At 71.8% G+C, this 14,748-nt stretch carries 13 protein-coding genes; 5 read left to right on the top strand and 8 right to left on the bottom strand.

All coding sequences use genetic code 11. From position 1 onward, the window contains the following. Positions 1 to 18: 18 nt before the first annotated feature. The 8 genes from VF139_01685 to VF139_01650 form a co-directional block, all read right to left on the bottom strand. Positions 19 to 945: an SUMF1/EgtB/PvdO family nonheme iron enzyme gene (locus tag VF139_01685; protein ID HEX6850088.1), complete on the bottom strand. Its 927-nt coding sequence runs from the start codon at positions 943 to 945 to the stop codon at positions 19 to 21. Further along, entirely contained in the window at positions 942 to 1,796 is an 855-nt protein-coding gene (locus VF139_01680; protein ID HEX6850087.1) for a glycosyltransferase, read from the bottom strand. The genes VF139_01685 and VF139_01680 overlap by 4 nt, the downstream gene beginning before the upstream one ends. Further along, positions 1,793 to 2,722, bottom strand: a complete 930-nt coding sequence (locus tag VF139_01675) for an NAD(P)-dependent oxidoreductase (protein ID HEX6850086.1) — start codon at positions 2,720 to 2,722, stop codon at positions 1,793 to 1,795. The genes VF139_01680 and VF139_01675 overlap by 4 nt, the downstream gene beginning before the upstream one ends. Continuing rightward, a complete protein-coding gene (locus VF139_01670; GenBank protein ID HEX6850085.1) occupies positions 2,719 to 4,326 on the bottom strand; it encodes a glycosyltransferase family 39 protein in 1,608 nt (535 codons plus the stop codon). The genes VF139_01675 and VF139_01670 overlap by 4 nt, the downstream gene beginning before the upstream one ends. A 65-nt stretch (positions 4,327 to 4,391) precedes the next feature. After that, on the bottom strand, positions 4,392 to 5,117 hold the full coding sequence (locus VF139_01665) for a polyprenol monophosphomannose synthase (GenBank protein HEX6850084.1): 726 nt from the start codon (positions 5,115 to 5,117) through the stop codon (positions 4,392 to 4,394). Further along, the gene (locus VF139_01660; GenBank protein ID HEX6850083.1) at positions 5,114 to 6,202 is read right to left on the bottom strand and encodes a radical SAM protein; all 1,089 of its coding nucleotides are present in this window, start codon (positions 6,200 to 6,202) and stop codon (positions 5,114 to 5,116) included. The genes VF139_01665 and VF139_01660 overlap by 4 nt, the downstream gene beginning before the upstream one ends. After that, positions 6,199 to 7,083, bottom strand: coding sequence for a glycosyltransferase (locus VF139_01655; protein ID HEX6850082.1), 885 nt, complete (start codon positions 7,081 to 7,083; stop codon positions 6,199 to 6,201). Before VF139_01655 ends, VF139_01660 begins: the two co-directional genes overlap by 4 nt. Positions 7,084 to 7,135: 52 nt before the next feature. After that, a complete protein-coding gene (locus tag VF139_01650; protein HEX6850081.1) occupies positions 7,136 to 8,839 on the bottom strand; it encodes an alpha-amylase family glycosyl hydrolase in 1,704 nt (567 codons plus the stop codon). Between the two features lie 40 nt (positions 8,840 to 8,879). Here VF139_01650 and VF139_01645 point away from each other — a divergent pair, with 40 nt between their 5' ends. From VF139_01645 to VF139_01625, 5 genes are all read left to right on the top strand, one after another. Then, positions 8,880 to 9,254 carry an MGMT family protein gene (locus VF139_01645; GenBank protein ID HEX6850080.1) on the top strand — a complete coding sequence of 125 codons (375 nt, stop codon included), beginning with the start codon at positions 8,880 to 8,882 and terminating at the stop codon, positions 9,252 to 9,254. A gap of 51 nt (positions 9,255 to 9,305) precedes the next feature. Next, entirely contained in the window at positions 9,306 to 10,097 is a 792-nt protein-coding gene (locus tag VF139_01640) for a GGDEF domain-containing protein (GenBank protein HEX6850079.1), read from the top strand. Between the two features lie 16 nt (positions 10,098 to 10,113). Continuing rightward, on the top strand, positions 10,114 to 13,014 hold the full coding sequence (locus tag VF139_01635; GenBank protein ID HEX6850078.1) for a DEAD/DEAH box helicase: 2,901 nt from the start codon (positions 10,114 to 10,116) through the stop codon (positions 13,012 to 13,014). A gap of 76 nt (positions 13,015 to 13,090) precedes the next feature. Next, the gene (locus tag VF139_01630; GenBank protein HEX6850077.1) at positions 13,091 to 13,723 is read left to right on the top strand and encodes a DUF47 family protein; all 633 of its coding nucleotides are present in this window, start codon (positions 13,091 to 13,093) and stop codon (positions 13,721 to 13,723) included. A 1-nt stretch (position 13,724) separates the two neighbouring features. Next, positions 13,725 to 14,748 (top strand): inorganic phosphate transporter (locus tag VF139_01625; GenBank protein HEX6850076.1); only part of this gene is annotated, 1,024 nt, incomplete at its 3' end.

Raw genomic sequence — 14,748 nt, 5'->3', positions numbered from 1 at the left:
CGAGCCGGGCCGGGAGCCCTACTTCCACACGCCGCCTTCCGCGACGCGGAAGCCCAGGTCGAAGTGGGTGTAGGGCTCCTGGTACACATACTCGCGCGCGCCGACCTGGACCGGCGTCTCGATCATGTTGTCCGGGTTGCGCTCCCGCCAGCTCCACGGCGCGCGGTACGAGCCGCCCTTGATCACTTTGCAGCGGCCCTTGAGTCGCGCACGCGTGCCGGAGGGGCTCACCAGCGACAGGTAGGCGGAGAGACCGGACGGGCCCACGGGGTCGCGGTCCGGACAGCTCGCGAAGTAGTCCTCCCGGTACCAGTCGTTCACCATCTCGTTGACGTTGCCGGCGACGTCGTACATCCCGTATCCGTTGGGCGGAAACGAGCCGACGTCCTTCGGGCCGATGTCCCAGGAGACGTCGTGCTGGGCCATCCCCTCGCGCCGGTCGTTCCCCCAGAAGAACTCCATCCCGTCGAGTCCGCCACGCGCCGCCTTCTCCCACTGCGCCTCGGTGGGGAGGTGGAAGTCCCTCCCGGTCTTCATCGAGAGCCACACGCAGTAGGCCGCGGCGTCCTCCCACGAGATCTCGACGACCGGGCTCTTCGGGTAGTTCAGGAAGTAGTTCTGCACTTCGTTGTGCAGCGGCTCCACGGGGTAGATCCGACCGGTCGAGTCCGCGAAGCGTTTCCATTCCTCGTTGGTGACCTCGTGTTTGCCGATCCGGAACGCCGAGACGTGGATCGTGCGCACGGGCTTCTCGAAGTCGGTCCCCGTCGGATTGCCGCGCAGGAACGGACCGGCCGGGATCTCCACCATCTCCGGGAGGATCGGCTCGATCGCGGGGTAGAGAATCGTCACGGCGATCGGGTTCTGCTTGGACCACAGCACTGCGGCGACCACGATCACGAGGCCCAGGGGAATGCCGACGAGCAGCAACAAGACACGCTTCATTCACGACTCCACGCCGGGCCGCGGAGGTATCCCGCGGTCATGCCGGCCAGCCAGACGACCTGGAACATGGCGCCCGCCGCCCCGTCCCTGGCGAGCGCTCGGACGATGCCGCCAACGCGGCCGGCCTGTTCCCGCGCCTCGATGGCGTAGCGGTCGGGATAGGCCCGTTTCATGAAAGCGACCCCTCGGCCGTGCTGGACGCCGTGACGCCACAGCTCCGCCCAGGTGCGCCGATGGCGGTGGAGGATCTCCGCCTCGGGGCGGAAGACGAGCTCGACCCCGAGCTCGAGCTGCATCCGCCAGGACAGCTCCATGTCGCCGAAGTAGCGGACGTCCTCGCGAAAGCCGCCGAGCCGTTCGAGGACGTCGCGTCGGATGGCGACGTTCGCGGTCGAGAAGCACGCGAGCCGCTTGTGCGGCATCGTGACCGCGTGCTTCATGATCCCGAACCGCTCGGTCAGCCGCTGCACGGCGGTCTCGAGCTCGAGGGCGACGACCTCGCCGAGGATCGCTCCGGCGGCGGGGGGGATCGGCGGCGCGAGAAGGCCGCGAAGCCACCCCGCGGGGGCCACGCAGTCGGCGTCGGTGAAGGCGATCCACTCCCCCGAAGCGGCGCGCCAGCCGACATTGCGGGCGTGATAGCTGCTCGCCACGTCGTCCGCACGCACGACCGCCGCGCCGAGGGCCGCGACCCGCTCGGCGGTGCGATCGGTCGAGCGGTTGTCGACGACGAGGATCTCGATCCGGTCGCGCGGGTAGTCGAGCGCCTGCAACGAGCGGACGAGCCGCTCGATTCCTTCGCCGCCGTCCTTCACCGGGACGACGACGCTCGCGCGGGGGAGCGCGCTCACGCCCACCCCCCCGCCCGGCACCACGCGACGGTGCCCGCGAGCCCGTCGTCGAGGCCGATGCGCGGCGCCCACCCCAGCGACGCGCGCGCGCGCTCGATCGCGTAGACGCGGTGGGTCGTCATCGTGCGGACCCGCGCGCGGGTCAACGGCGGGTCGGAGCCGAAAGGGAGCATCAGCGCCTCGAGGAGCCCGCCGAGCCCCCACGCGAGCGGGGTCGGGATCGACGGGCCTCGAAGCGTCGTCCCCAGGGCGGCGGCGATGCGGGCGGCGAACGCGCCGAGGGAAAGGCGTTCGGAGCCCGCGACGTGGAAGATCCCTCCCTCCGTTCCCGGCGCGTCGAGGGCGAGCTCGATCGCGCGCGCGACGTCGTCGACGTGCACCGGCTGCCACAGCGCGCGGCCGCCCCCGATCGTGCGGAAGGTCCCCTTCGCGATCGACCGGTAGAACGGGAGCATGTGGCGGTCGCCGGGACCGTACACGTGGCCGGGGCGGAGAACGACCGTGCGCGCGAACGCGCGTGCGGCGCGCTCCCCCTCGAGCTTCGTGCGCTCGTACGGCGTTTCGGGGCGAGGCGGCGCCGATTCGTCGAGCGGCGTCGTCCCCGTCGGTCCGAGCACCCCGGTGGTGCTCACGTGGACGAGGCGGCGCACCCCCGCCGCGGCGCAGGCCTCGGCGACGCGGCGCGCCCCCTCCGCGTTCACCGCGCGGTACGTCCCCTCGTCGATCCGCGGCCGCCCGAGGATCGACGCGAGGTTCACGACCGCGTCGGCGTCGGCGACGAGCGCCTGCGGAACCCCCTCCGCCACGTCCACCGGGACCGTGCCCGAACGGGACGCGACCACGAAGTCGCGCCCGGCCGCACGAAGGCGCGACGTTAGGGCGGTTCCGAGGAAGCCGTTGCCCCCGATCAGGATCACGCGGCTCACGGAATCGTCGCCTCGTGGGAGACGACGAGCAGACGGTATTCGCCCCGCGTGCCGGAGGGAATCCGGCCCGCGATCCGCCACGGAGGCGGCGGGGGATCCTCGAGGAGCGCGCCGACGTCGGGCCGCCGGTCGAGGTCCGCCGCCGTTTCGACCACGACGGCGACCGATCCCGTGGCGTGGAGCGCGTCGGCCACGACCTCCGGGCCCCCGACCGGCAGCGGCCGATAGGGGCGGCCGGAGAGGTAGGGAACTCCGGAGCGCGTCGCCATGAGGGGGCCCGGGGGCAGGTTCGCGTCGCGCACCAGCCGGACCAGGCCCTGCGGATCGTCGCGTAGCCCGTGCGCCGGGCGCGGAGCGCTCAGCGTGTCCACCCCCACGAGCAGCGCGACGGCGATCCCGATCGAGGGACGCGTCGCGAAGGTCCTCCAGCAGGCGCTGGCCACGACGGCGCCGAGCCCGGTCCAAGGGAACAGGAATCGGTACTCCACGTGGCTGGCGAGCGGCAAGCTCGCCCAAACACCCACGCCGGCGAGGAACCACGCCTCCTGCCGGCGGCGGGAACCCGCGAGCGCGATCGCTGCGACCACGCCCAGAACCAGCGTCGAGACGGTGACGAGCCGCTCGCTCCACAAGCCGCGCAGGGCTCTCGGCAGGTTGCTCTGAACGATTCCGGCGCGCCGGAGCCACCGGGAGGGTTGCAGCCATGTCCCGCCACGCCCCGTGGTCGCAGCGGGGACGGAGGCATCCTTCATGGAAGCCGGAAGCACGCGCGGATCGAGCTCCGGCACGCGGCCGGTCTCGAACCAGCGTGTCCACAGCGTACCGCCATGGTCGGCGGTCGGGGCGAACAGGACCACGTCCGTCCAGTCCAGGCCCGGGTAGTTCCAGTAACGTGCCTCGATCGCATCGGCGAGGGCGCGCTGACCGGCCACGTATTCGAACCCCGGCGCGAACATCGTGCGTCCCAACCGCTGGGAGGCGTACCAGGCCCACGGTGCGTACATCGCCGCGCCGCAGGCGAGGATGAGTGCGCCGTTGCGCACCCGCGCGCCGAGCCGCGCCCGGCCGCCGCCGCAAGCGACGGCGAGCGCGGCGGCGGCGAGGGGGTAGGCGATCCCCTCCGCCCGCGTCAGCGTCGCCAGCCCGGCCCAGACGCCCGCTTCGAGGGCCGGCCGGAACGAGCCGGAGTCCCGCGCCCGCCAGATCGACGATGCGGACGCGAGCAGGAGCGCGACCAGCAACGGGTCGGGAAGGGAAGGAAGGGCCATCACGCCGACGGGCGACACCGCTCCGAGCACGAGCCCCGCACGCTTCGCTCCCGGGCCGAAGAGATCGCCCGCCAACCTGGCGATCGCGAACATCGCGCCGACGCTCGCGAGCAGCGAGACGAGGAAGCCGGCGGTTGCGGTGTCCGGGACGAGGAACCGCGTGGCGGCGACGAGCGTCGGGTAGAGCGGCGACCGGGAAAGGTCCGGGTGCTGGCTCCCGCCGGATTCGAAGGCCCCGTGCTCGTGGATGGCGTCGGCCAGGGCGAAGTAGTGGAACGAATCGGAGCTTTGCCAGGCGCCGTCCCGCGCCAGGACCAGGCGCACCGCGATCGCCACGGCGATCGTAATCGTGAGCTCCCACCTCCGGGCGCTCGAGGATCGCTCCCCGGTTCCGACCGGGTTCATCGGTCACGGCCGGGGGCGGTCAGCCGCAGCAGCGGCGTGCGCCAGATGGCCTCCCAGATGATGCCGAGCGAGATCTTCGACGAGCTCAGGTAATGCTCCTCGAACGTGATCCCCATCTCCGCGACGCGGAAACCGAGCCGCCAGGCCCGGTACGCCATCTCGATCTGGAACGAGTAGCCGTTCGAGCGGACGGTCGCGAGGTCGAGGGCTTCGAGGACCATGCGGCGATAACCCCGGTACCCCGAAGTCGCGTCCGAGACGAGCCCGATCGGAAGGCCGGTGGTCCAGTTCACGTAGAAGTTCGCGAATCGGGAGAGGAGCAGGCGGCGGAACGGCCAGTTCTCCACCCGAACGCCGTCGCGATAGCGGCTGCCGATCACGACGTCGAGGCCGTCCTCGAGGCGGCGAAGCATCGCGGGAAGATACTTCGGGTTGTGCGAGTGGTCGGCGTCCATCTCGAAGATCGCCTCGTAACCGGAGTCGAGCGCGGCCCGGAAGCCGTCCCGGTAGGCGCTTCCCAGGCCGAGCTTCCCCGCGCGGTGCAGGACGCGGACCCGGGGCGTCCTCGCCGCGTACGAGTCGGCGATCTCGCCGGTTCCGTCCGGGGATGCGTCGTCCACGACGAGAACGTCGACGCCCGGCGCCGTCTCGAGGACCTTGTCGAGGAGCGACGGCAGCGCCGCGGCCTCGTCGTAAGTCGGGATGACGACGATCGCCTTCACGACTTCCCTCCGCCTCCCGCGAGGTGACGGCCCACCTGCAGCAGCGACCCCGGGTGCATCAGGATGCTCGTGTACGCGGCGTTGGCGAGCGGGCACGCGCACTCGCGATTCTTGATCGAGCGCCGCTCGCGTCGGGCCTCCTCGCCGCGCCAGATCTTCCGGAAGTCGTACCCCTCGGCGCGGAGGTTGCCGAGCGCGCGCGCGCGCGTGCAGCAGGCCCAGACGTCGCCGTTGGCCGCGAGATGGACGGAGGCGATCCCGGCGTAACAGGGCACGACCTGCTCGCCCCGGCGCAGCGTGGCGCGGGCGAGGCGGTAGTAGACGAGCCGGATCGCCCGCGTGAGCGCCGGAAGGCCGCCGTCCTCCCGGCGCAGCAGGCGCCCCTCGAGGTGGCCCAGCGCCCGATCCGCCTCGTCCGGGCGCGGCGTGATCCCCGTCCCCAGCGTCTGCAGCTCCAGCCGTTCCTCGGCGGGCTCGGCGATGTACTGGTCCGGCCCGAGGGCCATCAGCGCGTCCGCGATCGCGGGGAACTGCGCGACGTTGTGCCGCGAGACCACGGTGTGGATCCCCACGGTGAGATTCGGTCGCCCCAGGGCCTTGAGCCGGCGGAAGGTCTCCGTGGCGAGCTCGTAGTCCCCCTTGAGGCCGCGGATCACGTCATTGCGCTCGCCGATCGCGTCGAGGGAGACGTTCAGCACGAGTTGCGTCTTCGTCCCGAACAGCGCGGTGAGGCGCTCCGCCCCGGCGACCACGCGGTCGGGGTAGGTCCCGTTCGTCGGGATGTTCACGACGGAGGGGCGGCACCGCCGCCACGCCGCCTCGACGAGGTCGGGGAGGTCCTTGCGCAGGAACGGCTCTCCGCCGGAGAAGGTGAACCAGCGCGCCGACCGGCCCAGGGAGACGAAGACCCGGTCCCACTCCTCGACCGACAGCTCGTCGACCGGGCGCTCGTACACGTTGCACGTGAGGCACCGCGAGTTGCAGCGGAAGTTCGTCGAGACGGTCACGTTGACCGGCTCCATCCGCGGCCAGCCGAAGGCGTGCATCAGACGGAACCCGGGGACCTTCGCCACCACGCCGATCATGGAGCGAGGTCCTTGGTGGACGGGATCCGCTCCCAGACCGTGTGGTCGCGGCGGCCGAGGGTCGCGTCCCAGGTGCCGAGCGCGCGCGCGGTCGCCTCCAAGACCGCCGCCGCAGCGAGATCGACGATCCCGCGGGGCGAGCGCGGCGTTGCGGCGAGGGCGGCGCGCAGGATCGCGCGGACGCTCATGGTGGACGCCGCGTGCCCGGACGCGTGTTTCAGGCGCAGATGCCCGGCGTGGATCCGCCGCCGCTGGCGCAGGAACTCCCGCACCGTCGTCGGCCCCTTCATCCGTACCCGCGCCTCGGGGACGTACGACAGCCTCAATCCCCGGGCGAGGATCAGCGCCTCGATCGCGGCTTCGTCCACCGCGGTGTCCCGGGGCATCGCGTCGAACGCGCGACGGAAGGCGACGAGCTCCCCGAGCTTCGCGGAGCGCATCGCCACGTGATGGTGCATCTCCCACAGCAACCGCACGACGCGACCCATCAGGGTGCGCGGGTCGTTGACCGGAACCGGCCGACCCCCCGTCATTCCCACCGAGGGGTCGTCGAAGCGCGAGACGAGAGCCTCGAGCGCCCCGTCCTCGACGACGCCGTCCGCTCCGGCGATCACGTACACGTCCGCGCCCGCGACGGCGTCGAGGAATGCGGCGATCGCCGAGGCCTTGCCCTCGCGGCGCGCCTGCACGAGCACGCGCCCCCGAGGGTCGTCCGCGACCGCACGCTCCGCCTCTCCCACGGTGTCGTCGGTGCACCCGCTCGCGACGACGACGACGGCGACCTCGCGCAGGTGGGGGCCGCGCTGGCCGAGAAGGGCGCGCGCGGCGCGAGCGACGGTCGCGGCCTCGTTGAACGCGGGGATTCCGACGGCGACAGTCACCGGGGGGAATCATCCGAGGGGGTTCCCGTTGCGTCAAGCACGACGATGACGACTACGGTTTCGCAATCGAGGCGATCGACGTGCTTTTCGGCGGAAGGGTCCAGCGCAGCCTCCCGTCCCGTTCCCTCGAGGGCACGGTCGTCCCGAGCACCGTCGCGAACGCCGTCGCCGCCGTCGGAGCGTCGAAGGTGACCGTCGTCGGCGCGTCCGAGACGTTCGATCCGACGAGCAACGTCTCCTCGGGGGTCGTCTTCGCCATGACGACCGCCTGCCGGTCGGCGTGAAGCGGGAGCCTCGCGCCGCGGCGCAGCGCCGGGTGCGCCGCGCGGGCCTCGAGCACGCGGCGGACCCGCGAGATCCTCTCCTCGTCGAGGGCGCTCCAGGGCATCGGGACGCGACCGGCGTCGGTGAAGCCGGGCTTGGGGGCGCCCGACTGGAGGCCCGTCTCGGTCCCGTAGAACAGGACCATCGGACCCGAGAGCGAGGCCATGAAGGCGACCGCCGCCTCGAGGCGCTCGGGGTCGGAATTGAAGGACGCGAAACGCGACATATCGTGGTTGTCGAGAAACCACACCGGACGCGCGCCGGGGCCGTACAGGGCGAGATCGGATTGCAGGCGATCCTCGAGCGCGAGCGCGGATCCGCCGCGCGCGAAGGCGTCCGTCAGCGTCGCCTGCATCGGGAAGTCGAGCAGCGAGCCGAACTGCGGTCCCTTCCCGGGAACCGGGGCGTAGTACGACGCGATCTCCCGTGCGTTCCCGTCGGCTCCCTGCTCGTCGGCCCAGCATTCGCCGACCAGGAACGCCGCCGGTGCGGCGGCTCTCACCTCGGCATGCAGCTCGGCCCAGAAGTCGTGGGGGACGCCGCGCACGTAGTCCAGCCGGAGACCGTCCACCCGTTCGTCCTTCAGCCAGCGCAGCGCCGCCGCACGAAGGAACCGGCGGGTGGGCTCGTGATCGAAGTTCCAGTACCGGTACCCGCCCCCCCAGCTCTCCCAGGTCTTCTCCGCGGGTTGCATCGGTCCGGTCGAGCGCGGCTTCAGCCCCAGCGGATCCCCTTTCTCGAGGTCGTAGGCGCGGCTGGCGTGGTTGAGCGGGAGATCGAGGATCACCTTCACGCCGTTCTCGTGGGCCTTGCGCACGAGGGTCCGAAACACCTCGAGGGAGGCCGCGGGATCCCCGGGGACTGCCGCCTGGTCGGCGATCCGGCCGTAGTCCAGGACGTCGTAACCGTGCGAGGTGCGTGCGGCGAAGGTCGGGCTGATCCAGATCGCGTTGGCGCCGAGCTCGCGAATGTAACCGAGCTTCTCGGTCAGCCCCTGGAGGTCGCCGCCGGCGTAGTTCGGGTGTTTCCATCCTTTGATCTCGCCGTCGTTCGCCGGCGCGCCGTTGCGGAACATCTCCAGCATCACGTGGTAGATCGTCAGGTCGTCGTGCGACGCCGCGACCCCCGTCGTGGCGGAGGCGGCGATTGCGGCGAGGGGCTTGAACTTCGCTCCCTCTCCGGTGCCGAGGACGAGGCGCTCGAACGAAGGCGGCACCCCCGCGAGGCGGATTCGCGCGAGATCGCCGACCGGTTCGGTCGATTCGACCTCGAGCGCCGTGGAGTCGGCGAGGAAGACCGGCTTCTTGGGGACCGACGCGACCACGGTCCATGTCCCCGCCTGCGCCTCGGGGATCGCGGAAACGATGCGCACGTCCGCGGCGAGGGTCGGAGGGGAGAGGAGCAACACGACGGCGAGCAGAAGTCGGCGCATGGATGCCTCCCGCGACCCCACCATCCTATAGAGTGCCGGCATGCGACGCCGGATGCCGAAGGCCGAGCGGGTCCACGGCGAGATCGAAGGGAAGAAGGCACGGACCTTCGCCGCCGTCTGGGCGCTCGTGCGCCGGATCCCCCGCGGCCGGGTCATGACCTACGGCCAGATCGCCGTCCTGCTCGGAAGCCGCCTCTCGCCGCGGGCGGTGGGATGGGCGATGCACGGCTGCCCCAAGGATGTCCCCTGGCAGCGGGTCGTCAACGCGCGTGGGGCGTGCTCGACCGACCGCATGCCCGGGATCCCGGCGGGGCTTCAGCGGGCCATGCTCGAGGCGGAGGGGGTGGCGTTCCGGGCGAACGGGACCCTGCCGCTCGACCGGTACCGATGGGAGCCGCGCCGACGTCGTTCTTGACGCGGAGCTTTCCGGGACCGACGTTGAGCGCCCGATTCCGGGAGGGGAGCGATGTCTTCCGACTGGCGGCGGGCCTCGGGGCCGGTGGCGTTCTTCTTCGTGGGCGCGGTACCGGCGGCGGCGGCGCTCACGCGCGGCGCCGATGTGTGGTCGATCGGGGTGACCGTCGGCGTTCTGGCGATGGGGGCCGGGTTCCTCGCCTTCCACCTCGCGCTCTCGCGGCAGGCTTCGGACGGCGAGCGCAGGCTCGAGGCCGTCTCCGGCCAGGTCGCGCGGCTCGAGGCCCAGGCGCGCGAGCGCGAGCGGGACCTCGAGGAGGCGCGCTCCCTCGACGAGGTGACGGGGGTGCTCAACCGGCGGACGTTCCTTCGCCGATTCGACGAGACCGTGCAGCGCGACGGCCGGATCGGGAAGCCGTTCGCGTTCCTGCTGCTCGACGTCGACGGTTTCCGCGCGATCAACGAGCGCATCGGCCGCCTGCAGGGGGACGAGCTGCTCCTCCAGGTCGCGCGCACGGTCCAGGCCGCCACGCGCGGCACGGACGCCGTGGGGCGTCTGGGCGGCGACGAGTTCGGCGTCACGCTCGGCGAATGCGAGGACCCGGGCCCGGCGGTCGACCGGATCCTGGTCTCGTTGTCCACGCTGCGGGTGCCCGGCTCGGACGATCCGGTTCGCGTCAGCATCGGGGCGGTCTGGATCGAGAGTGCGCTCGACGGCGCGGATTTCGTGGAGGTATTTCGTGCCGCGGAGGCGGCGTGGGGCTCGGTGCGCGGGAAGGGCGGGGGCCTGTGCGGCCGGCGGAACATCCCGAAGCGATCCGGGGGCCCCTCGGTCTACGCCTAGCGCCTAGAATCGCCGCGTGCAGGCGGTCTTCGACGCGGTCCGCAAGGCCTCGACCCCCGCGGTGTGGTCGTCGGGGATCGCGCTCGTCCGCGCCGACGCCGTTCTCGGCGAGACCGACGACGGGGACCGGGTGGTCGTCCGTGTCGCCCTCAAAGGCGGCATGTTGTCGCGCACCGTCACGCTGTGGACCGGCGACGGCGACTGGGAGTGCTCGTGCGGCGCGAAGACGGCGTGCGAGCACGCCGCGGCGGCGGTGATCGCCCTCAAGCGCGCGCGCGAGTCGGGAGCGGCGCTGCCGTCCCCGAAGTTCGAGGTGGGGCGCGTCGCCTACCGGCTCCGTCGCGGCCCGCAGGGCATCGAGCTCGAGCGCGGGATCGAGAACTCGGCGGGCTTCCACCCGTTCGAGGCCACCCTCGTCGCGCTCGCCGAGCGGCGCGTCGAGGCGCCGGCGTTCACCGCGACGCAGGCCGACCACGACGTCGAGACGGCGCTCGCGGGCCACCGGCGGGGGGCGCTCCCGCGGCCGTCGGTCGGAAAGCTCCTCGCCGCCCTCGGTCGCGTGGAGTCGGTGACCCTCGACGGAGTCGCCGTGCGGACCTCGGGGGATCCCCTGCTCCCGCGCGTCGCGGTGGAGGACAACGGCGAGGGCTTCCGCCTCGTCCTCGAGGACCCGCCGGAGATCGACGAGCGTTTCACGAACGGCCTCGTCCGCTCCGGGGCCCTGTTGCGACCCCTGGGGGAGGCGAAGCTGACCGGGCGCGAGCTCCACGAGCTTCCGCGGGGATTGCGCTTCGCCCCGGACGACGTCGCCGTCCTCGTGACCGACGTGCTTCCTTCCTTCGAGGGTCGGGTGCCCGTCGCGATCCGGACCTCGCGCCTGCCGCGGACCGTCGCCACCCCGCCGCGTGCCGTCGTTCAGGCGAGTCGCCAGGGCGAGGGGATCGTCGCGCTCGCGACCGTCGTCTACGGCGATCCCCCGGTCGCGCGCGTGGACGCGGGGCGGCTCGTCCATCTCGGCGGCGAGGTACCCTTGCGCGACACGCGCGGGGAGGAACGCCTCGTGCGCTCCCTCGCCGATTCGCTGGGACTGGCGCCGGGGGTCGCCCAGACGTTCGCGGGCGCGGCCGCGGTCGACTTCAAGCGCAGGCTCGACGCCTGGACGGGAACGCCCTCGCGAGGCCTCGAGGCGTTCCACCTCCACGGCCCGATCGTGCCGAGGGTGCGACTCGAGGGGGACGGGATGGACCTCTCCTTCGAGGTGCCCTCCGCCGGCGGCGCCGCGCGACGCGCCGATCCCGACGCCGTCGTGCGCGCGTGGCGGGCGGGGGAGTCGCTCGTGCCGCTGCTGGGGGGCGGATGGGCGCCGCTTCCGTCGGACTGGATGGCGCGGTTCGGCGATCGCATCGCCGACCTGCTCGCGGCGCGGGACGCGCAGGGGCGCCTGGCGCGCGCCGCGCTCGGGGATCTCGCGAAGCTGGCGGCGGACCTCGATCTCCCGCCCCCGCCCGGGTTCCGGGCTCTCGAGACCCTCGCCGCGGGGTTCGACGCGATTCCGAGCGCCGCGCTCCCTCCCGACCTCCACGGAACGCTGCGTCACTACCAGCAGCGCGGCGTGGACTGGTTGTGCTTCCTGCGCGAGGCCCGTCTGGGGGCGCTGCTGGCCGACGACATGGGGCTCGGCAAGACCGTCCAGGCGTTGTGCGCGATCCGCGGACGGACGCTCGTCGTCGCGCCGACGAGCGTCCTCCCGAACTGGATGGAGGAGATCCGCCGGTTCCGGCCGGCGCTGCGCGCGTGCCTGTATCACGGCCCCAGACGCGCGATCGAGCCCGACGCCGACGTCGTGGTCACGAGTTACGCGCTGCTCCGCCTGGACGACGGCGCCCTCGCCGGCCGCCCGTGGGACACCGTCGTGCTCGACGAGGCCCAGACGATCAAGAACCCCGAGAGCCAGGTGGCGCAGGCGGCGTTCCGGCTCGAGGCGGGGTTCCGCGTCGCCATGTCGGGTACGCCGGTCGAGAACCGTCTCGACGAGCTCTGGAGCCAGATGCACTTCGCCAACCGCGGCCTGCTCGGCGGACGGCGGGACTTCCAGGACCGCTACGCGCGCGCCGTCGCGGAGGGGGACGCCGGGGCGGCGTCGCGACTGCGCGAGCGGATCCGCCCGTTCGTGCTCCGCCGGCTCAAGCGCGAGGTGGCTCCCGAGCTCCCGCCGCGCACCGAGGCGGTGCTTCATTGCGAGCTCTCCCTCGACGAGCGCCGCGTCTACGACGCCGTGCGCGCGGCGACCTACGACGACGTCGTCGCCAGGCTGTCCGAAGGGGGCTCGGTGCTCGCGGCGCTCGAGGCGCTCCTCCGGCTGCGGCAGGCGGCGTGCCATCCGGCGCTCGTGCCGGGCCAACACGCGGAGACCTCGTCGAAGGTGGAGCTGCTCGCCGAGACCCTCGACACCGTGATCGCCGAGGGGCACAAGGCGCTCGTCTTCTCGCAGTGGACGGCGTTCCTCGACCGGATCGAGCCGAGGCTCCGGGAGGCGTCGATCCCGTTCCTGCGACTCGACGGCTCCACCGTGGATCGCGGCGAGGTCGTTCGCCGCTTCCAGGACGAAGCGGGCCCGCCGGTGATGCTCGTCTCGCTGAAGGCGGGGGGGACCGGGCTCAACCTCACCCGCGCGGACCACGTCTTCCTCATGGATCCCTGGTGGAACCCCGCGGTCGAGGACCAGGCCGCGGACCGGGCCCACCGCATCGGGCAGGATCGCCCCGTACTCGTGTACCGGATCGTGTCCGAGGAGACCGTCGAGGAGAGGATCCTCGCCCTCCAGGCGAGCAAGCGCGCGATCGCCGACGCCGCGCTCGGCGAGGCGGGGCGGGCGGCGGCGATCACGCGGGACGATCTCCTGGCGCTTCTGGCCTGACTCCCGGAAGGCGCAACTGAGACGAAAGCATTGCGGCGATCCCGCGACGGTGCTAGATAGCCCGGCCGGAGGTCGCATGTCGCTGATCCCTCGAGAGCCGCAGTTCTTCGATTTGCTCGACGCCCAGGCCGAGACGGTCCTGCGGGGGGCGAAGCTCCTCCAGGAGTGCCTGGAGTCCAAGCGCGACGAGCAGGAGATCTACCTCGCCAGCAAGGCCATCCACGAGGTGGAGCACCAGGGGGACGAGCTCGTCCACCGGTTCATGGACCGCCTGAACAAGAGCTTCATCACGCCTCTCGACCGCGAGGACCTCTACGAGCTGTGCAGCCGCCTCGACGACGTCCTCGACTACGTGGACGCGGTCGCGAAGCGGCTCGTGACGTTCAAGATCCTGCAGCCGACGCGGCAGGCGATCGAGTTGAGCCGGATCATCGTGCGGTCGTCGGAGGAGGTTCGCGCGGCGATCGGCCTTCTCAAGGACCTTCGGCGGCACGAGGAGATCGTCCGGCAGTGCGCGAAGGTCAACCAGCTCGAGAACGACGCCGACCAGGTGATGCGCGACGCGTTGTCCGGCCTGTTCAACGGGGACCAGGGCGACGCCATCGAGGTCATCAAGTGGAAGGACCTCTACGAGCACCTCGAGGTCGCGACCGACAAATGCGAGGACGTCGCGAACATCATCGAGACCGTCCTCGTCAAGTACGCCTGAGGTGGTCGACACCGGCCTGATCGCCACGCTCGACGCGCTGGCGTCGTTTCCCTACATCGCGGCGATTCTCATCGCCGCGCTCGTCTTCGACTTCATCAACGGCTTCCACGACGCGGCGAACTCCATCGCGACGATCGTGGGGACGCGTGTCCTGCGCCCGGGAACGGCGGTCGTGTGGGCGGCGTGGTGGAACTTCGCGGCGGCGTGGGTCTTCGGCGTCGCGGTCGCGAACACGGTGGCGAAGTGGGTGCACCCGGAGTTCGTGAACGCCGACGTGATCCTGGGCGGTCTCGTCGGGGCGATCGTCTGGGACCTCGTGACGTGGCACTTCGGCCTGCCGACCTCCTCGTCCCACGCGCTGCTCGGCGGGTTCGGCGGCGCCGCCATGGCGTACGCCGGGACGTGGTCGGGCGTGATGCACGTCGGCAAGCTCGTCGCCACGGTGCAGTTCATCGTGCTCGCCCCGCTGATCGGGTTCATCCTCGCCCTGATCCTCGCGATCGCGGTCATGAACGCCTTCAAGCGGAAGGCCGCGTCGAAGGTCGATCGCTGGTTCCGCGGCATGCAGCTGATCTCCGCCGCGGCCTACAGCCTCGGCCACGGGACGAACGACGCGCAGAAGACGATGGGGATCATCGCGGCCCTGCTGTACGCCAGCGTGTGGAAATCGCAGCAGGCGGCGTTCGAGGCGGGGAAGATCGAGTTTCCCTTCTGGATCGTGCTGATCTGCCACGCGGCGATCGCGCTCGGCACGATGGCGGGCGGCTGGCGGATCGTGAAGACGATGGGGATGAAGCTGACGAAGCTGAAGCCGTGGGGCGGGGCGTGCGCGGAGACCGCGGCGGCCGTCTCGCTTTTCGGTACGGCGCAGCTGGGGATCCCGGTGAGCACGACGCACGTGATCAGCGGCGCGATCGTGGGCGTGGGCGCCATCCAGCGGCTTTCGGCGGTGCGGTGGGGGATCGCGGCGCGGGTCATCTGGGCGTGGGTGCTCACGATCCCGATGTCCGCGCTCGTCGGCGCCA

Source organism: Candidatus Polarisedimenticolaceae bacterium, assembly GCA_036376135.1.
GTDB lineage: Bacteria > Acidobacteriota > Polarisedimenticolia > Polarisedimenticolales > DASRJG01 > DASVAW01.
This window is presented reverse-complemented; position numbering and strand designations above follow the sequence as displayed.

Coding starts and splice junctions, on each gene's coding strand:
- VF139_01685 (HEX6850088.1), bottom strand. CDS start 945: ATGAAGCGTGTCTTGTTGCTGCTCGTCGGCATTCCCCTGGGCCTCGTG.
- VF139_01660 (HEX6850083.1), bottom strand. CDS start 6,202: ATGATCGGCGTGGTGGCGAAGGTCCCCGGGTTCCGTCTGATGCACGCC.
- VF139_01650 (HEX6850081.1), bottom strand. CDS start 8,839: ATGCGCCGACTTCTGCTCGCCGTCGTGTTGCTCCTCTCCCCTCCGACC.
- VF139_01645 (HEX6850080.1), top strand. CDS start 8,880: ATGCGACGCCGGATGCCGAAGGCCGAGCGGGTCCACGGCGAGATCGAA.
- VF139_01640 (HEX6850079.1), top strand. CDS start 9,306: ATGTCTTCCGACTGGCGGCGGGCCTCGGGGCCGGTGGCGTTCTTCTTC.
- VF139_01630 (HEX6850077.1), top strand. CDS start 13,091: ATGTCGCTGATCCCTCGAGAGCCGCAGTTCTTCGATTTGCTCGACGCC.